Source organism: Steroidobacter sp. (assembly GCF_016790065.1).
Lineage (GTDB): Bacteria > Pseudomonadota > Gammaproteobacteria > Steroidobacterales > Steroidobacteraceae > Steroidobacter.
In genome coordinates this window covers 1-18,023 of sequence record NZ_JAEUPY010000884.1, presented here as the reverse complement: position 1 = coordinate 18,023, position 18,023 = coordinate 1, and the positions used below count along the sequence as shown (strand labels likewise).

The window sequence follows — 18,023 nt, the reverse complement described above, 5'->3', positions numbered from 1 at the left end:
ATGCCTGCCAAGCAGGGGAAGTACCCGACCATCCTGATGCGAACGCCGTACTTGAAGACCGAGACCGAGTGGCTCAAGGCACCGGAATTGGGCGAGTTCTTTTCCCGACATGGCTATGTGCTGGCGGTTCAGGACACTCGCGGCCGCGGTGATTCGGATGGCAAGTTCGGATATTTGTTCGTCGAAGGCGACGATGGTTACGACAGCATTGCCTGGCTCGCCCAGCAGCCTTGGTCCAACGGGCGCGTCGCCACCATGGGGCCGTCGTATCTCGGCGCCGTGCAGTGGTTGACCGCGGCCAAACGGCCGCCGCAGTTGGCCTGCATGGTGTCGACTTCGGCGGTCGGCCGGCCGTTCGACGAGTTGCCCTATGTCGGTGGCGCTTTTCGGATGGATTGGGCTTTGCCTTGGGTCAATCGCACTGCTGCCCGGACGGCGCAGTTCGACAGCGGTGCGGCCAAGTTGGATATGGATCGTATCGATGCGCATCGGCCGTTGCTCACCATGGACGATGCTTTCGGTCGACGCATGCCGTTGTATCGCGAGTTTCTACAGCACTCGACGTTGGATGATTACTGGCGGCGGATCGTTTTGACTCCGTCGGATTTTGCGCGCATCGATGTGCCGGTGTTGCACATCACTGGGTGGTTCGATTCGGCGTTGCCCGGCAGTATGTTTTATTGGCGGGGCATGGCGGCGCATTCGCCTGCCAAGGATAAACAGTATTTGATTGCTGGGCCTTGGAGTCATCGGCATACCACCACCGGTGGGGTGCGGAAGGTGGGTGAGTTGGATTTGCCGGAGAGATCTATCGTCGATTTTGCTGAGTTGCAGTTGAAGTTTTTTGACAGTTGTTTGCAGGGGAGTGGGGGTTCGTTTGATTTTCCCCGGACGCGGATTTATGACACTGGCGTGCATCAGTGGCGGGATCTGGACGGGATTCCGCAGTCGAAGGCCAAGCTACAGAAATTGTATTTGGGTGGCGGCAAGAGCGGTTTGTTGCAATGGAAGGCTCCCGGCAGTGAGGCGCCGGATAGTTTCGTGCACGATCCGTTGAATCCTGTGCCGGCTTTCATCGATGACTATCACTACGCTGTCGACTATCAGCACATCGAGAAGCGCGATGACGTGCTTGTTTATTCGACGGACGTGCTGACTAAGCCTGTGACTGCTGTTGGGCCGGTGTTTGTGAATCTCTTCGCCGGCACGGACGCGCGAGATACAGATTTCGTGGCGAGGCTTGTTGATGTTTGGCCTGACGGTCGGGCGGTCAAGGTTGGGGCGGTGCCGGCGGGGGTGATTCGGGCTCGATATCGGAAGGGGTATGCGAAGGAAGTGCTGCTAGATTCGTCAGCGCCGCAGGAATATCGAATCGAGTTGTTCGATATCGCTCATACGTTTGTGCCGGGACACCGGATTCGGATCGAGGTGATGAGCAGCGCCGGCGGATATGTGTATCCCAACTCGAACACCGGCAACCCAGTAGCCACCGATACTGAGTCGCGCCCGGCGCGACAGACGATTTATCACGACCGGAAACGGCCGTCGCACGTGGAGCTGTGGGTGGAATAACGCAGCAGCCATTAATGAGGGCCACGTCGCGGCGTGCTCGATCCTTTCGCGTGCCGGCTACTCGAACCTGACACTGCCCATCACCGGGCCGGCTGTGCCGGCCACGTTTGAAACCTGACTTCGTCGGTAGACCAAAGTCAGTGCCGACTGAGAGCACTCGTTAGCGCTCGGTCGGGCTGACACGTGCCGGCCTGAGTGGAATGTGACTTGCAAGTCGAGCAACGCCAGCGCCGGCAAAAATTTGAAACATAGCTCTTAGGTCGACCAAGGCCAGCGCCGATTGAGCGCCGCGTTAGCGCGTCAGCGGTCGAACGGCACCGGCGACAGCCGCCCAAAGTCTCCTTGTTTGGTCGCGGCGAGGTAGGCCGCGACGGCGTAGGCGGCAACGGTTTGGTCCAGGGTCTTGGCATCGACCTTGGCCAACGTGTCGTTCATCGTGTGATGCACATCAAAATATAATGTCGCATCCAGCACAGGATCCAACACCGGCACGCCGAGAGCGCGGAGGGGGCCGAGGTCGGCGCCGCCGGAGGCGGTGTTGACGCCGCTGTCGATGACCAGCGGTTCCATGGCCTTGCGCATCTTCTCGATGGCGCCGAGCGATTCGGGCGCAACTTGAGTTTCCAAACGAATCACCGGCCCGATGCCGGTATCCGCTTCCATCGCCAACACATGTTTCGCATGTTCCTCGCCGATCAAGCGTGCGTACTCCTTCGCACCTGACAAACCAAACTCTTCGTTAGCAAACAAAACCACCCGAACAGTCCGCGACGGCTTGCGGTCCATGCGCGAAATGAGTCGCGCGGCTTCAACGACGATAGCCACGCCGGCGCCATCATCCAACGCGCCCTGGCCCAAGTCCCAAGAATCCAAATGCGCGCCTAACAACACAATCTCACCCGCGCGATCCGTTCCTGGAATCTCACCGATGACATTCGCTGACCAAGTCGACGGCATCTCACGAGCCGACGACTTCACCCGCAGACGAGTTTGTTTGTTCGTCTTGAGCTGGCGAGACAAAACATCGGCATCCGGGTTGGATAATGAAAACGCTGGAATACGCGGAGCGCTCACGTCGTAAACCATGCGGCCGGTGTGCGCGAAACGTTCGTCGGAAGTCCCAACCGATCGAATCACCACCGCGACGGCGCCGAGATTCGCGGCGACGCTCGCGCCTTGCACACGATTCTTGACGACCTTCCCGTAGCCCTCGCCATCGCGCGTCCGTTCCATGCGCTCGTTGATGAACACGATCTTGTTCTTGATGTCGCTGGCTTGTCCGGTGCTGAGCGAGGCCAAGGAATCGAACTCGATTACACCGGCTTCGATGCCTTCCTCGGCAGTGCCGATGCTGCCGCCCAAAGTAGCGGCTACCAAAGGCTGCGGGGCAGGGCCGAGCAACGTGACTTCGGTGGTACCGCGAATCCAGCGTGGCACCAGCACGTCCTGGGTCCGCACACCGGTGAAGCCCAGTTTGCCGAGCCGGTTCATGGCCCAGCGCACGGCGGCCTCGTCGCCGGCGGACCCCGCCAAGCGAGGGCCGACTTCGGTTACCAGCGAGCTCACATGTTCGTAAGCCGAGGTACCTTTGAGAGCGCGGTCGCGCAAGGCGGCGGCCGCTGCGAGGTCGGCATCGGTCCAATCGGTGACCGGCACACTCTGGGCCGAGGCTGGTCGAAGCTGAACGGTAAAGGCTAGGAAAAGCGCCAAAAACGTGGCACCGGCGCAGGTCAGGGCCCGGCGTTGCCGGGGCGGTGAGGGAACCATTTGAAGCATCCGAGCTCCTCCATTAGGCCGGCCGCGTGGGATCCAGCAGGGTTATGTAGCGTTGTCGTATATACTGCCGTCCGCGCCCGGCCGATACCAAGGGGGGCGGCGACGAGGCCCGAGACGACGATGAGCGCCAAGAGGTCATGGGAAAGGACATCGAACTAGCCATCCTGTTTGCCGACGTGGTGGGCAGCACGCGAATCTACGAAGTCATGGGCGACCTGCGCGCGCGTGACATGGTGCTGACCTGTGTGGAGATCATGCGGGCCGCCACCGAACAGAATCATGGCACTGTGATCAAGACCATCGGCGACGAGATCATGGCCACGTTCCCGACCGCGAACGACGCCATCAACGCCGGCAGTCGCATGCAACACGACATCCGGATCCATGCCGAGCTCAAGGTCGAAGGCCAACCCATCGCCATTCGTATCGGCGGTCACTTTGGGCCGGTGGTACTCGAGAATCGGGACATTTTCGGCGCCGCCGTCCACACCGCCAATCGCATGACCAGCCAGGCCAAGGCCGGTCAGATCATGGTCACCAGCGCCATGGTCGAGCGGCTCGCGCCGGAGTGGCAATCGGCGGTTCGACAGATCGACGTGGCCACGCTCAAGGGCAAGACCAGCGAGGACGAGCTGTACGAAGTGTTGTGGCAGAAGGAAGATGCCACCAGCATGTTGCCGGCCATCGCGCTCGGCCAGTCCGCTTCGAGCCGCGACAAGCAACGCACGCGTCGACTGCGGTTGCGCTTTCAGGGCCAGGAAATCGTGGTCGATGACAGCCGCGCCAACATCGCCATCGGCCGCGCCGAAGAAAACGACATCGTGGTCAAGGGCAACTTGATCTCACGGCTGCACGCCAAGATCGAGCTGGTCCGTAACAAGTTTCAGCTGGTGGACCAGAGCACCAACGGTACCTTCGTCACCACCAAGGAAGGCGAGGAAGCGTTCGTTCGTCGCGACACCATGCAATTGAAAGGCGAGGGCCTGATCGGCTTCGGCCGCGTGCCCGAGAACAACTCGTCGCTGACGGTTCGTTACGTCTGCGAAGAATAACGCCGCCGAATTCCCTGTTCTTCGAATCGTTCGCGCCGGCTGGGAATGGCGCGCATAAAAAAGCGGCGACACCTTTGGGGTATCGCCGCCTTCGTATCGTCAGTAACAGCTCTTAAGCGGCGTTAGCGCTTTCCAGCCGCGAGGCCACGCTCTTCAGCTCTTCGCGCAGCTGGCTGGGCACTCGGCTGCCGAACTCATCCAGATACGTGCCGATGGCGTCCACTTCCTGGCGCCAGGCGGCGGCATCGATGGACAACAGCGTTTCCAGCGTCGCCTGATCCATGTTCAAGCCATGGATGTCCAGGTCCTGCTTGCGGGGCAGGAAACCGATCGGCGTCTCGATGGCCTCGGCCTTGCCGTCGCAGCGGTCGGCAACCCAACGCAGCACGCGCAGGTTTTCGCCGAAGCCCGGCCACATGAACTTGCCGTTGCGATCCTGGCGGAACCAGTTGACGTGGAAAATCTTGGGCAGCTTGCTGGCGTTCTTGGCGTTGCCCAGCTTCAGCCAATGGCTGAAGTAGTCGGCGAAGTTGTAACCGGCGAACGGCTTCATGGCCATCGAGTCACGACGCACCACGCCCATCTGACCGACGGCAGCGGCCGTCGTCTCGGACGCCATGCCCGCACCGACCAGCACGCCGTGCGCCCAATTGCGCGCTTCATAAACCAGCGGCGCGACTTCGCGACGGCGACCACCGAACAGGATCGCAGAAATCGGCACGCCTTCCGGCGCGTCGGCCAGCGAGGAGTAAATCGGGTTCTGTTTGGCCGAGACAGTGAAGCGCGAATTCGGATGAGCGGCCGGGCCGGTGCCGGTGTACGGCTTGCCCTGCCAATCCAATGCCGGCTTGCCGGTCTCGAGGCCTTCCCACCAAGGCTGATTGTCTTCGGTCACCGCGACGTTGGTGAAAATGGTGTCGCGTTGGATCATGTCGAAGGCGTTGCAATTGGTCTTGCGGTTGGTGCCCGGGACCACGCCGAAATAACCCGACTCCGGGTTGATGGCGCGCAACTGACCTTCAGCATCGACATGCAGCCAGCTGATGTCGTCGCCCAACGTCCAGATCTTCCAACCCGGCATGGATTCCGGCGGCACCAGCATGGCGAGGTTGGTCTTGCCGCACGCGGACGGGAAGGCCGCGGCGATGTAATGGGTCTTGCCTTCGGGGCTCTGCAAGCCCATCAGCAACATGTGTTCGGCGAGCCAGCCTTCTTCGCGAGCCTGGTAGCTGGCGATGCGCAGCGCATGACACTTCTTACCCAGCAGCGCGTTGCCGCCGTAACCCGAGCCGACGCTCTTGATGGTGAGCTCTTCGGGGAAGTGCATGATGAAGCGACGATCCGGGTTCAGGTCGCCGATGGAATGCAGGCCTTTGACGAACGAGTCGTCGCGCTCGATGCGCTTCAGGGCGGCGTCGCCCATGCGCGTCATCAGTCGCATGTTGACGACGACGTACGGGCTATCGGTGATCTCGACGCCGCAACGGGCGAACGGCGAATCGATCGGGCCCATGCAGTACGGGATCACGTACAGGGTCCGGCCCTTCATCGCGCCGGCGAACAGGTCGTCGATCTTGCGATGGGCGTCGGCCGGATCCATCCAATGATTGTTCGGACCCGCGTCTTCCTTATTGCGCGTACAGACGAACGTCAGGTGCTCGACTCGCGCCACGTCCGAAGGACTGGAGCGATGCAGGTAGCAATTAGGGTGGGTCTCTTGGTTGAGCTTGATAAGATCGCCGCTCTTGAGCATCGCTTCGATGAGCGTGGCGTTTTCGGCATCGGACCCGTTACACCAGTGGATGGAGTCGGGCTGGGTCAAACGGGCGACTTCCTCCACCCAGCGTTTCAGCGATGCATTAGACGTGGACATTAGAACGGCAACCTCGCGGTTTCATGAAAACTCATAAATCTATTAGTGGCGGCGATTATACCCAGCGCCTCCCGCGCTGCATGGCTTGTCGGGTTCCTTAACGCGCGGATTAGGCATAACTCGATGCCCGCCAGCGACATCAAGCCGAGAAATCTGCGTAACTGAATGAAATCCTTAGTTTTAGTAATGGTGTGCATGACAACGTTCGCCACTGTGGCCTGGGCCACGGAAGCGGTCGAGTTGCGCACCCAATTGGTCGCCGAAGTGCGCGAAAGCGTCGGTACGCCGGAGCGGCCGAGCTTTCGGCTGGTTCCCGCCAGGCGCTTGTCGCAGGGCCAGGTCGTGCATTACACCGTCAAAATCACCAACCCAACGCCAGTCTTTGCCAATAAGGTCCAGGTCAGTCAGCTGATCCCGGCCAACACCACGTATCTGCCGGGCTCGGCCGCTGGGCCGGCGGCCGAGATCGAGTTTTCCATCGATGGCGGTCAGACTTACGGTCGCGCCGCCGACTTGAAGATGGCGGACGGCCGGACTCGTGCGCCGCCCGAGAGCTACACCCACATTCGCTGGCGATTGCGTAATCCGCTGGCCCCAGGCGCCACCGCGTTGGCGCGCTTTCGCGCTACCTTTAATTGATGCAGGACTTCGAGGAAATCTTCGGCAGCGAAGGGCCGCTGGCCACAGCGATCCCGGGCTTTGCCACGCGTGACGAACAGATCGCCATGGCGGAACAGGTGTGGCAAACACTGCGTTCGCATGGCCGCTTGATCGTCGAAGCCGGCACCGGCACCGGCAAGACGTTCGCGTATCTGGTGCCGGCGTTGTTGTCGGGTCGTCGAGTCATCGTCTCCACCGGCACGCGCAATCTGCAGGATCAGTTGTTTCATCGCGATCTGCCGACGGTGAGCGCGGCTATCGGCCGGCCGGCGCGCGTCGCGTTGTTGAAAGGGCGCTCCAACTATCTTTGTTTGCATCGGCTCGAAGTTGCCGAACAACAAGCCATCTCGCGCGGCTTGCGGCGTGAAGTCGCCACTGCGTTACCGCGGGTCAGAGCTTGGTCGCACGCGACCAAAGGCGGCGATATTTCCGAGCTCGCACAACTCAGCGATTCGGATCCGGTGTGGCCGTGGGTCACGTCGACGCGGGACAATTGTCTCGGTCCTGAGTGCCCGTCTTTCGATAGCTGTCACGTGGTGAATGCGCGCCGAAATGCGCAGGGCGCGGACATCGTGGTCGTGAATCATCATTTGTTGATGGCTGACCTGGTGCTCAAGGAAGAGGGCTTCGGCGATCTGTTGCCGGGCGCGGACGCCATCATCATCGACGAGGCTCATCAACTGCCGGAAGTCGCGTCGAACTTTCTCGGCTTCACGGTTTCGAGTCGGCAGCTGCAAGCGTTGGCGCGCGATCTGGCCGGCGAGTTGTTATTGAGCGGTCCGCAACAGGCGGTCTCCGCGACCTTTGCACAGACCATCGATCGTCAGCTCATCGACGTGCAAGACGCACTCGGCACGCGGCGCGAGCGCTGCGAATTCAAGGATTGGCCGTCGCTGGTGATCGAAGGGCTGGCGAACCTGCGCACTACGCTGGACGACCTGGTTCAATCGCTGACCGAAGCTGCCAAAGACAGCACCGGGCTCGCCAATTTACGGCGGCGCTGTGTCGAAGCATCGAGCCGCTTGGGTTCGTTGATCGAAGAAGAATCCGCGGCCAGCGAACCGAGCGTGCGTTGGGCGCAGATCAGCATTCAAGGCGCGACGCGCGGCGTTTCGTTTCATCTGGTGCCGCTCGACGTGGCCGAACAACTCGGTGCTCTGGTGCAAGCCAACGCCGCGGCCTGGGTATGCACGTCGGCGACGCTGGCCATCGGCGAAAGCTTCGATCATTTCATCGAACGCATTGGGCTGAACGATGCGCGCACGGCACGCTTCGGTAGCCCGTTCGACTACGAGTCGCAGACGATGCTGTATCTGCCGAAAGGGTTGCCGCCGCCGTCGTCGCCAAAACATACCGCGAGCGTGGTGGACGCAGCGTTGCCGGTGCTGAGAGCCAGCGGCGGTCGCGCGTTCATGTTGTTCACCAGCCATCGAGCTTTGCGTGAAGCAGCTGACCTGTTACTCGCGCGTCTCGGTCCGGCACTGCCGTTTCCTGTGCTGGTTCAAGGCGACGCGCCCCGCGAAGCTTTGTTGACCAGATTTCGCGAGCGAGGCAACGCGGTGCTGTTGGGCACGAGCAGTTTCTGGGAAGGCGTCGATGTGAAAGGCGCGGCACTGTCGGTGGTGATCATCGACAAGCTGCCGTTCGCCGCACCCGACGATCCGGTGCTCAAAGCCCGGCTCGAAGCCATCGAGCGTCGCGGCGGCAATGCGTTCTTCGAAGAGCAGATTCCGCAGGCGGTGATTACCTTGAAACAAGGCGTCGGCCGCTTGATGCGAGACCCGAACGACTTCGGCGTCATCATGTTGTGCGATGAGCGTTTGCGGACCAAGGGCTACGGACGAATCTTCCTCGACAGTCTGCCGACCATGCCGCGTACCGAGAACCTGGTCGACGTGCAACAGTTCTTATATGAGAGATTGAGCGAGATCGGTCTGGCGCCGGATCCGGACGCCATGAACCCTTCCGCTGCGATTGATTGGTAATTCCATGCGCCTGCTCGCCATCGATACTGCTACTGAACGTTGCTCCGTCGCGCTACGCATCGACGGGCAGGTGATCGAGCGCGCCATCGAGATGCCGCGCGGTCATGGCGATTTGGTGTTGCCGATGGTCGAGTCGGTGCTGCAAGAGGCGGGCTTGAAGTTGGCCGACCTCGACGGCATCGCTTACGGGCGCGGGCCAGGCGCGTTCACCGGCGTGCGAATCGCGGTCGGTGTGGTTCAGGGGCTGGCTTTCGGTGCGGGCTTGAAGACGGTGGGTGTGTCCAATCTCGCCGCCGTTGCCCAGCAAGTGGCGCAACCCGGCGATCGGGTCCTGGTGTGCATGGATGCGCGGATGGAGCAGGTGTATTGGTCGAGCTTCGTGCGCGAGCAGGGGAGTGAGTTGGTCACGCCGCTCGCGGCCGAGCGGGTCGATGCACCGGACGCAGTCGATGAAGGCGATTACAGCACTTTGGCTGGCACCGGCTTCAAGGCTTATCCCAAGCTGACCGAGCGACTGGCGACCGGTGCGCGCGTCATTCATGAAGTGACGCTGCCCAAGGCCAGCGATATCGCATTACTCGCCGAACCGGAATTTCGCGCCGGCCGGGCCAAGCCGGCCGCCGAGGCCGAGCCGGTTTACATTCGCGATCAGGTCGCGCACGTCAAAGTCCCCTGACGAGGGCCTGTAAAGAGCCTGCAATAAAGCCGCGTTTATCGTCACGAATTCGCAGCTTTGTCATCTGTCCGCCAAATTCCGCGCTTTGCGTAATGGGACTGTAATACTTCATTGCTGTAATGTGCTCCGTCATCCATGTCATTGATTTGCTAGCCTCATACCTTCATGGCAACCAAGCAGATACTGATCGTCGAAGATGAGCGGCCGATCCGCGAAATGATTGCGTTCGGACTCCGACGCAGTGGTTTCGAGGTGCGCGAGGCCGCCGACGTGAGCGCCGCCCGCGCCAGCATCGCCGACCAGCGCCCCGACCTGGTGCTGATCGACTGGATGTTGCCGGACATGAGCGGTCTCGAATTGACCCGCGCTTTGAAGCGCGACAAGGAAACTCAGGAAGTGCCGGTGATCATGCTCACCGCGCGCGCCGAAGAGCAGGACAAGGTCATGGGCCTGGATAGCGGCGCCGATGACTACGTCACCAAGCCGTTCTCGCCGCGCGAGCTGTTGGCGCGAATCAATGCAGTTTTGCGTAGATCGACCAACGGCAGCGGCGAAGAGTTGATCGAAGCCGAAGGCCTGGTGCTGGATGCGGCCGGTCACCGCGTCACCGTGGGCGACCGCACTGTGCAGCTCGGACCGACCGAGTATAGGCTGCTGTCCTTCTTCATGACGCACGCGGAGCGGGTGTACAGTCGCGCTCAGCTCCTGGATCGCGTGTGGGGCGGCAATGTTTATGTGGAAGAACGAACGGTCGATGTGCACATCCGTCGCTTGCGTAAGGCGCTCGAAGCTTTCAGCTACGACCGTTTCATCCAGACCGTGCGAGGCTCCGGGTACCGGTTCTCAACGCGCGCGGAGTAGCCGTTGAAGAAGATACTGAGTGCCTTTTCGCCGTCGGGCTGGCAATCGGTATCCCGGCTCTGTATCGCGTTGCTGGCTGCCTGGCTGCTGGGCCTGGCGTTGGGCCGCGTCGCGCTGGTGCTGGCCATCGTGCTCGGCATCTATTCGATCGTGCAGCTATGGAACGTACTGCGTGTGGAGTACTGGCTGCGTAACCGCCGGGTCGAATCCCCGCCCGACATCAGCGGCGTGTGGGGAGAAGTCGTGACCATCATCAGCCGCATCTATCGTCGCAAACAGTTTCATCGCGCCCGAGTGACCGGACTACTGCGCGAGTTCCGTCGTCTCACCACCGCGATGCCCGAAGGCGCGGTGTTGCTCGGGCCCGATCACGAAATCCTGTGGTTCAACGGTCGCGCCGGCGAATGGCTGCGGCTGCGTCGTAAGCGCGACGTCGGCATTCGTATCGAAAACCTGGTGCGGCATCCGAGCTTCGTCGAGTACTTGAAGACCGGCTATCCCAGCGACGGCGCCGTCGTGGAGGACCTGGAGACCGACCGCTGGTTGGCTTTCAACGTGGTGCGCACTGGCACTGCCGAACGGCAGTTGCTGATGGTTCGCGACGTGAGCCAGGAACAACAGCTGCAGCACATGCGCAAGGACTTCGTCGCCAACGCTTCGCACGAGTTGCGCTCGCCGCTGACTGTGATCAGCGGTTATCTGGATGCGCTCGCCGACGATGACGCACTGGATCCGGCGTGGAATTCGCCGGTGCTGGAGATGCGTCGCCAAGCCGAGCGGATGCGCACCATCATCAAGGATCTGTTGGAACTGTCCAAGCTCGAATCCGGCGAACACACGCAAGAGGAGCAACCGGTCGACATGGCCGGCATGCTGTCGCTATTGCGCAAGGAAGTGATGGCGCTCGAGGCGCATCCTCGCAACGTGCGCCTGGAGTTGCAGAGCGACGCGCTGTTGAAAGGCGTCGAGTCCGAGTTGCATTCGATTGCGTCGAATCTGATCTCCAACGCGGTGAAATACACGCCGGTGGAAGGGGAGATCGAGTTGCGCTGGTGGGTCGACGATGACGGCGCGCATCTGTCGGTGCGCGACACCGGCATGGGCATCGCTGAAGAACACATCCCGCGCTTGACGGAGCGGTTCTATCGCGTCGATCCGGGCCGAGCGCGCAGCATGGGCGGCTCGGGGCTGGGGTTGGCCATCGTCAAACACGCCTTACAGCGCCACGACGCCACGCTACAGGTGCAAAGTAAGGAAGGCGTGGGTAGCACCTTCACTTGTCATTTCCCGAGCGCTCGCGTCGTCGCACGCAGTGCTGACGTTCTCGCCATCGCCTGATTCTTTTTCGTCGTTTGTAACATCCTTGTCATGCCGGTGCCGCGTCACTGGCATGTCATAAACGCGTGCGCAACACAGATTGCCGCGGGTGCGTTGGCACTCGGGTCAAATTCACAACAACGGCGCATTGCTTGATGATCACGTCGATTGAAACATTGTTGTAATAACTCCGCCGTATAACGCCTGTCCGACACGCGCAGCAGCGCGGCCACTTCAACAAGTCGATTTGTCTGGTCAGGTTATGAAACAAACGGAGACATCCCCCGTGAAGAATCTCGTCCTCGCAGCCGCGGTCGCGACTGCACTGTCCTCGGTGCCGATGGGCGCCTTTGCCGCGAGTCCCAATAACGATTTGGCGCAGATCCGCGAGCAGCTCGAAGGACTGTTGCAGCGGGTCGATAAGCTGGAGCAGGAAAACACTCAGCTCAAGCAAGAGAACGACAATCTCAAGGCCGCCGATGAAAAGCTGCAGGCCAACGATGATTATCTGAAGGCCGAAGCCAAGGGCTTGCGCAAAGAAGCCGCCCAGCAGGCCGCGGAAGTCAGCAAGGTCAAGGGCGCCGACTGGGCCGGCAAGCTGGCCATCACCGGCGATGTGCGTTACCGCTACGAAATGATCAGCGACGAAACGCTGAGCGGTGGCGTGCAAACGGCCGATCGTTATCGCGATCGCGTGCGTGCCCGCGTCAACGCGGTTGCCAAGGCGACCGACAACATCACCGTCGGCGTCGGCTTCGCGACCACCGAAAACGGCGATCCGCGTTCCTCGAACCAGACGCTCACCGGCTCGTTCTCGCGCAAGAGCCTGGACCTCGACCTGGCTTACTTCGATTGGAAGTTCGCCTCGTGGGGTAACTTGATCGGCGGCAAGATGAAGCAGCCGTTCGTCAAGCCGGGCCAGAGCTTGTTCTGGGACAACGACATCAATCCGGAAGGTTTGGCGGTCGGCTTCAACAGCGGCATCTTCTTCGGTACCGCGTACAACTACTGGCTCACCGAACAGTCGGGTCTGGAAACCACGCGCACTGCCGACACGATGTTGCACGGCTTGCAGATCGGCACGCGTCTGCCGATCGGTAGCAGCACCTTGATGCTCGCGGCTCACTACTATGATCTGAGCGCAGGGCAGGGCCGTGCGCCGTTCTACAACAGCAGCGCCAACGGCAACACGACGGTGAACGTCGGCACGCCGGCCACGGCGGTGTTGTTGAACGATTACGAAGTCATCAACCTGAGCGCCGAGTTCAACACTCAGATCGGTGCGCTGCCGCTGCAGATCTGGGCGGACGTGGCGCAGAACCAGGATCCGAGCGATCTGGATACGGCGTGGTCGGCGGGCGTGCTGTTGGGCAAGGCTTCCAACTACCGCACCTGGGAAGTGGGTGCCCTGTACCAGGTCATCGAGAAGGATGCGTTGTTCGCGCAGCTGATCGATTCGGACTTCGGCGCGGGTGTGTCCGACACCGAGGGCTGGGTGCTGCGTGCCGGCTATACGCCGATCAAGAACTGGACGCTGAACGCGACCTACTTCCTCAACAAGCGCAACGTCGACCGTCCGGCGAGCTCGGGTCAGACCGAGATCGACTACGATCGTCTGCAGCTGGACTTCAACGTCAAGTTCTAATTGTTGCCGAGGCTTGAATGGGGCGGCGGGCGCAAGGCGCTCCGTCGCCCTTTTTCTTTGCTCTTTTCTTTTGCCGGTCCGCAGGTTATACAACCAACGATCTAATAGGTGATGTCATGGAAAAGTCCGATCTCTCTCATCACATTCTGAGTCGCTACAACGACGACCTGGAGCGCGTGCGTACCAACGTGCTGCAGATGGGCGGTTTCGTCGAAGAACAGCTCAAGCAGGCGGTGGCGGCCCTGGTTCAGGGCGACAGCCGGCTGGGCGAGCAGGTGGCGCGCGGCGATCAGAAAGTGAACGCCATGGAAGTGGCCATCGACGACGATTGCAGCCGCATCCTGGCAACGCGTAGCCCAGCGGCCTCCGACCTGCGCTTGATCGTCGCGGTCATCAAGACCATCACGGACCTGGAGCGCATCGGCGACGAAGCCGAAAAAATCGGCTACATCGGTTCGCGCCTCGCGGCAGTGGAGCGCCCGGCGGACCGTTATCGCGAAATCAAGCATCTCGGCCGGCTGGTCGGCGACATGGTGCATGAAGCGCTCGACGCGTTCGCGCGCCTCGATCCGGAAGGCGCGGTGGCCATCGCCAAAAAGGACCGGCTGGTGGACGAAGAGTTCGAAGCCATCCAGCGCCAGTGCATCACGTTCATGATGGAAGATCCGCGCACCATTCGTCGTGCCCTGGACGTGTTGTGGGTGGCGCGTGCGCTGGAGCGCATCGGCGATCACGCCAAGAACGTTTGCGAATACGTGGTCTACATGGTCCACGGCAAAGACATTCGTCATCTGTCCATGGAAGACGTGGAAAAGCATCTGCAGTCCCGTTCGCAGCGTCAGCAGGACGCTCTGCCGCCCGCCCGCTGATACATGCTGACAGTCAATCGTCGCGCGGGTAACGCGCTGGGCTTCCTGGCATGTGCGGCTCTGATGGGGTACGCGCTGTACGCACAGCACGTGCTCGGTTTGGAGCCGTGCCCGCTGTGTATCTTTCAGCGCGTTGCTGTGATTTCGGTGGGCGTGTTGTTCTTGCTCGCCGCGCTTCACAACCCGTCCAGCCGAGGCGGCGCGATTGGCTACGGCCTGCTCATCGATCTGGCGGCGCTGATCGGTATCGGCATTTCAGCGCGTCATATCTGGATTCAGGCGCAGCCGCCCGGCAGCGTCGCGGCTTGCGGCGCCGATCTGAACTATCTGCTGGAAATCATGCCGGTGACCGAGGTGGTCAACAAAGTGCTGTTCGGCTCCGGCGAGTGCGGCAAGATCGATTGGACCTTGCTGGGCCTGTCCATGCCCTGGTGGGTGTTGATCGCGCTGGTGGGCTTGGGCTCGTGGGCCGTGCTGGTGAACATCGTCGCCAAGTCCAAGAAGTCCCGCGCCAATACCCTTCGCTTCTAACTGCAAGACCGGCCAGAGGCCGGTCTTGTCGCTCTCATCGGTTACTTCGCGAGCATCAGCTCGATGGTGCGCTCGTAGATTTCCGCGAGCTTCACTACATCGTCGATACGCACGCTTTCATTCACCTTGTGAATGGTGGCGTTGATCACGCCCAGCTCCACGACCTGCGCGCCAGTGGGCGCAATGAAGCGGCCGTCCGAAGTGCCGCCGGTGGTCGACAATTCCGGCGTCACATTCACCAACTCTTGAATCGCTTGCGTCGCCGCCTTGGACAACGCGCCGGGCGCGGTGAAGAAGGGCAGGCCGGACACGAACCATTCCAACGAATAGTTCACCTTGTGACGGTTCAGGATCTCGGTGATGGTCGACTGCAGCTTGTCCACGGTCTGTTCGGTGGAGAAGCGCAGGTTGAAGCGCGCTTTCAATTCGCCGGGAATGACGTTGGGCGCGCCGGTGCCGGCACTGATGTTGGAGATCTGGAAAGTCGTCGGCTGGAAGAAATCGTTGCCTTTGTCCCAAGTGCGCGCCGCCAGCTCCGCCAAGGCGGGCGCAACGGCATGCACCGGGTTGTCCGCGAGGTGCGGGTAGGCGATGTGACCTTGCACGCCGTGCACTGTCAGCTTGCCGGATAGCGAGCCGCGACGGCCGATCTTGATGACGTCGCCGAGTTCTTTGGTGCTGCTCGGTTCGCCGACGATGCAGTAGTCGATTTTTTCATTACGCGCCTCGAGCACTTCCACCACGCGGCGCGTGCCGTCCACCGACGGGCCTTCTTCATCGCTGGTCAACAAAAAAGCCAGGCTGCCTTTGTGGTCCGGGTGTTTGGCGAGGAAGCGTTCGGCGGCGGTGACCATGGCGGCCAGGCCGCTCTTCATGTCGGCGGTGCCGCGTCCGTACATGATCCCGTCCTTGATTACCGGGTCGAACGGATCGGTGGCCCATTCCTCACGCGGGCCGGTGGGCACCACGTCGCTATGACCGGCGAAGCACAGTACCGGCCGCTCGGTGCCGTGGCGGGCCCACAGGTTTTCGACCGGGCCGAACGGCATGCGCTCGATGCGGCAGCCGGCCGCTTCCAGGCGCTGGGCGATCACTTGCAGACAACCCAGATCCTCGGGGCTGACCGAGGGACGACGGATCAGGTCTTGAGTCAGCAGCAGGGTCGGGTCGTCGGCGAGAGTCGACAAGGGCGTGAGCTCCAGGCTAAGGAACCAAGCAAGGGTAGGGCGCGCGGTCTTATAGCCAGGGTTGCCCCGCGTCGCAAGTCCGACGATGAGCCGCACGCTAACTCGTTCACGCCACGACGGTTTAGCAACGGTCACGACTGCGTGTTACGCCTTGATGACGGCCGTTCGCACGAACCTCGCGGCCTGTAATACGACTGTCATCGAAGGCCGTCAGACTCCCCGCCAGCTAGCTAATAAGTATCTCAGTCCTCACACTCATAACGAGGTTCAAGTCAATGAAGTTGTGGCACAAATTTGGCGCGTCGGTAGTCCTGACGGGCTTCGCGGCGGTCGCCGCGCCGCAGTTCGCGCACGCGCAGAGCGTCATCAAGATCGACGGCTCCAGCACCGTGTTTCCGATCGCCGAGGCGGTCGCGGAAGAATTCCAGATTTCCAAGAAGGGCAAGGTTCGCGTCACCGTCGGCATCGCCGGCACCGGTGGCGGCTTCAAGCGCTTCTGCCGTGGCGAGACCGACATTTCCAACGCCTCGCGCCCCATCCTTAAAGAAGAGATGGAGCTGTGCAAAGCGGCTGGCATCAAGTACCTGGAACTGCCGGTCGCATTCGACGCGCTGACCGTGGTGGTCAATCCGGCCAACACCTTCGTCAAGTCGCTGACCGTTGCCGACCTGAAGAAGATGTGGGAGCCGGCCTCGCAAAGCCGCGTCACCAAGTGGAATCAGGTGCGTTCGGAATGGCCGGCGCAGCCGCTGATGCTGTTCGGCCCTGGCGCCGACTCGGGCACCTTCGACTACTTCACCGAAGCGGTGAACGGTAAGGCCAAGGCCAGCCGCGGCGACTACACCGCCAGCGAAGACGACAACACCCTGGTGCAGGGCGTGGAGAACAACAAGAACGCGATCGGCTACTTCGGCTACGCGTACTACATCGCGCACAAGGACAAGATGCGCGCTGTGCCGATCGTGAATCCGCAGGGCAAGGAAGTCGGTCCGAGCATCGAGGCGGTGAACGACGGTACCTACAACCCGCTGTCGCGCCCGCTGTTCATCTATGTGCGTGACACGTCCGCTGCCCGCGCCGAGATCAAGGAGTTCATCCAGTTCTACCTGACCGACGGTGCCCAGCTGGCCAAGGAAGTGGGTTATGTGCCGCTGCCGGCCGAAGCGTACAAGCTGGCGCTGAAGCACTTCGCCGACGGCAAGATGGGCACGGTGTTCGGCGGCGTGCCGGAAGTCGGCGTGACCATCGACAAGCTGCTGGCCCGCGAAGGCAAGCTGTAATCGGGTTTTAACCAAAAGCGACCTCATCGGCGGGATTCCTGGGGCTCCCCTTCACCGGGAGTCCCGCCGCAGCAGGTCTACAAGTCTGGGATCGGGGGCGTCATGCCACTACAATGACGCCCTTTCGCGGGTACGAGGCCCGCGTCAGAAGGCGCGCCCTGGGTGCGTGACTAGCAGCGGGTACTTATGGCTTCCAATACGTCGACCAAGTCGGCAGAGCTGATTTCGCGGAGCGGCCTGCGCTACCGCAAGATCCGTGATCGCATCATCGAAACGCTGCTGCTTGCGGCTGGCCTGGTGGCGGTGTTCACCACGCTGGCCATCGTGGTCATCCTGTTGAGCGAGTCGGCGGCGTTCTTCGAGCACGTCACGCTGAAAGAATTTCTCACCGACACCATGTGGACGCCGCTGTTCGCGGATGCCCATTACGGCATCCTGCCGCTGGTGGCGGGCACGCTGACGACCACCATGGTTGCTTTGATCGTGGCGGTGCCGGTGGGCACCATCATCGCCATCTACTTGAGTGAGTTCGCGTCGCACCGGCTGCGCGAAACCGTCAAACCCATTCTTGAACTGCTGGGCGCGGTGCCGACCGTCGTGTACGGCTACTTCGCGCTGACGGCGGTGACGCCGTTGTTGCAAATGATTTTCCCCGAGCTGCCGGGCTTCAACATGCTCAGCGCCGGCTTGGTGATCGGCTTGATGATCGTGCCTTATGTCGCTTCGGTGAGCGAAGATG

15 protein-coding genes are annotated in these 18,023 nt (G+C 61.4%); 12 read left to right on the top strand and 3 right to left on the bottom strand.

Annotated features, from left to right (window positions below):
- Window positions 1-1,572: CocE/NonD family hydrolase (locus JNL55_RS35525; RefSeq protein ID WP_293866212.1), on the top strand; the 1,572-nt coding region annotated here is incomplete at its 5' end.
- Window positions 1,573-1,872: 300 nt separating this feature from the next.
- On the opposite strand, the gene JNL55_RS35520 is transcribed toward JNL55_RS35525, so the two are convergent.
- Entirely contained in the window at window positions 1,873-3,228 is a 1,356-nt protein-coding gene (locus JNL55_RS35520; RefSeq protein WP_293866209.1) for a M20/M25/M40 family metallo-hydrolase, read from the bottom strand.
- 257 nt (window positions 3,229-3,485) lie between these two features.
- On the opposite strand from JNL55_RS35520, the gene JNL55_RS35515 reads away from it, so the two are divergent.
- Complete coding sequence (locus JNL55_RS35515) at window positions 3,486-4,400, top strand: adenylate/guanylate cyclase domain-containing protein (RefSeq protein WP_293866206.1); 915 nt, start codon at window positions 3,486-3,488, stop codon at window positions 4,398-4,400.
- Window positions 4,401-4,512: 112 nt separating this feature from the next.
- Here the strand turns inward: JNL55_RS35515 and JNL55_RS35510 are convergent, their stop codons facing one another.
- A complete protein-coding gene (locus tag JNL55_RS35510; protein WP_293866203.1) occupies window positions 4,513-6,273 on the bottom strand; it encodes a phosphoenolpyruvate carboxykinase (GTP) in 1,761 nt (586 codons plus the stop codon).
- A gap of 195 nt (window positions 6,274-6,468) precedes the next feature.
- Here JNL55_RS35510 and JNL55_RS35505 point away from each other — a divergent pair, with 195 nt between their 5' ends.
- The 8 genes from JNL55_RS35505 (at window position 6,469) to JNL55_RS35470 (ending at window position 14,817) form a co-directional block, all read left to right on the top strand.
- A complete protein-coding gene (locus JNL55_RS35505; protein WP_293866200.1) occupies window positions 6,469-6,912 on the top strand; it encodes a hypothetical protein in 444 nt (147 codons plus the stop codon).
- A complete protein-coding gene (locus JNL55_RS35500) occupies window positions 6,912-8,918 on the top strand; it encodes an ATP-dependent DNA helicase (protein WP_293866197.1) in 2,007 nt (668 codons plus the stop codon). The genes JNL55_RS35505 and JNL55_RS35500 overlap by 1 nt, the downstream gene beginning before the upstream one ends.
- Window positions 8,919-8,922: 4 nt before the next feature.
- Window positions 8,923-9,594: a tRNA (adenosine(37)-N6)-threonylcarbamoyltransferase complex dimerization subunit type 1 TsaB gene (tsaB, locus tag JNL55_RS35495; RefSeq protein ID WP_293866194.1), complete on the top strand. Its 672-nt coding sequence runs from the start codon at window positions 8,923-8,925 to the stop codon at window positions 9,592-9,594.
- Between the two features lie 165 nt (window positions 9,595-9,759).
- Window positions 9,760-10,455, top strand: a complete 696-nt coding sequence (phoB, locus tag JNL55_RS35490; protein ID WP_293866191.1) for a phosphate regulon transcriptional regulator PhoB — start codon at window positions 9,760-9,762, stop codon at window positions 10,453-10,455.
- A 3-nt stretch (window positions 10,456-10,458) separates the two neighbouring features.
- Entirely contained in the window at window positions 10,459-11,793 is a 1,335-nt protein-coding gene (gene phoR, locus JNL55_RS35485; protein WP_293866188.1) for a phosphate regulon sensor histidine kinase PhoR, read from the top strand.
- A gap of 265 nt (window positions 11,794-12,058) precedes the next feature.
- Window positions 12,059-13,417 (top strand): putative porin, encoded by a 1,359-nt coding sequence (locus JNL55_RS35480; protein ID WP_293866185.1) that lies wholly within the window; start codon window positions 12,059-12,061, stop codon window positions 13,415-13,417.
- Between the two features lie 116 nt (window positions 13,418-13,533).
- Window positions 13,534-14,286, top strand: coding sequence for a phosphate signaling complex protein PhoU (gene phoU, locus JNL55_RS35475; protein ID WP_293866182.1), 753 nt, complete (start codon window positions 13,534-13,536; stop codon window positions 14,284-14,286).
- A 3-nt stretch (window positions 14,287-14,289) separates the two neighbouring features.
- Window positions 14,290-14,817, top strand: coding sequence for a disulfide bond formation protein B (locus tag JNL55_RS35470; RefSeq protein WP_293866179.1), 528 nt, complete (start codon window positions 14,290-14,292; stop codon window positions 14,815-14,817).
- A 41-nt stretch (window positions 14,818-14,858) separates the two neighbouring features.
- Here the strand turns inward: JNL55_RS35470 and dapE are convergent, their stop codons facing one another.
- Window positions 14,859-16,004 carry a succinyl-diaminopimelate desuccinylase gene (dapE, locus tag JNL55_RS35465; RefSeq protein ID WP_293866176.1) on the bottom strand — a complete coding sequence of 382 codons (1,146 nt, stop codon included), beginning with the start codon at window positions 16,002-16,004 and terminating at the stop codon, window positions 14,859-14,861.
- Window positions 16,005-16,279: 275 nt separating this feature from the next.
- Here dapE and JNL55_RS35460 point away from each other — a divergent pair, with 275 nt between their 5' ends.
- Window positions 16,280-17,284, top strand: a complete 1,005-nt coding sequence (locus JNL55_RS35460) for a PstS family phosphate ABC transporter substrate-binding protein (RefSeq protein ID WP_293866173.1) — start codon at window positions 16,280-16,282, stop codon at window positions 17,282-17,284.
- Window positions 17,285-17,470: 186 nt separating this feature from the next.
- A partial coding sequence (locus JNL55_RS35455) for a PstC family ABC transporter permease (RefSeq protein WP_293866170.1) occupies window positions 17,471-18,023 on the top strand: 553 nt, incomplete at its 3' end.

Excerpts from the sequence above, each read along its gene's own strand:
- phoB (WP_293866191.1), top strand. The coding sequence starts at position 9,760 with ATGGCAACCAAGCAGATACTGATCGTCGAAGATGAGCGGCCGATCCGC.
- JNL55_RS35470 (WP_293866179.1), top strand. The coding sequence starts at position 14,290 with ATGCTGACAGTCAATCGTCGCGCGGGTAACGCGCTGGGCTTCCTGGCA.
- JNL55_RS35505 (WP_293866200.1), top strand. The coding sequence starts at position 6,469 with ATGACAACGTTCGCCACTGTGGCCTGGGCCACGGAAGCGGTCGAGTTG.
- JNL55_RS35515 (WP_293866206.1), top strand. The coding sequence starts at position 3,486 with ATGGGAAAGGACATCGAACTAGCCATCCTGTTTGCCGACGTGGTGGGC.
- tsaB (WP_293866194.1), top strand. The coding sequence starts at position 8,923 with ATGCGCCTGCTCGCCATCGATACTGCTACTGAACGTTGCTCCGTCGCG.
- JNL55_RS35500 (WP_293866197.1), top strand. The coding sequence starts at position 6,912 with ATGCAGGACTTCGAGGAAATCTTCGGCAGCGAAGGGCCGCTGGCCACA.
- JNL55_RS35460 (WP_293866173.1), top strand. The coding sequence starts at position 16,280 with ATGAAGTTGTGGCACAAATTTGGCGCGTCGGTAGTCCTGACGGGCTTC.
- phoU (WP_293866182.1), top strand. The coding sequence starts at position 13,534 with ATGGAAAAGTCCGATCTCTCTCATCACATTCTGAGTCGCTACAACGAC.
- JNL55_RS35510 (WP_293866203.1), bottom strand. The coding sequence starts at position 6,273 with ATGTCCACGTCTAATGCATCGCTGAAACGCTGGGTGGAGGAAGTCGCC.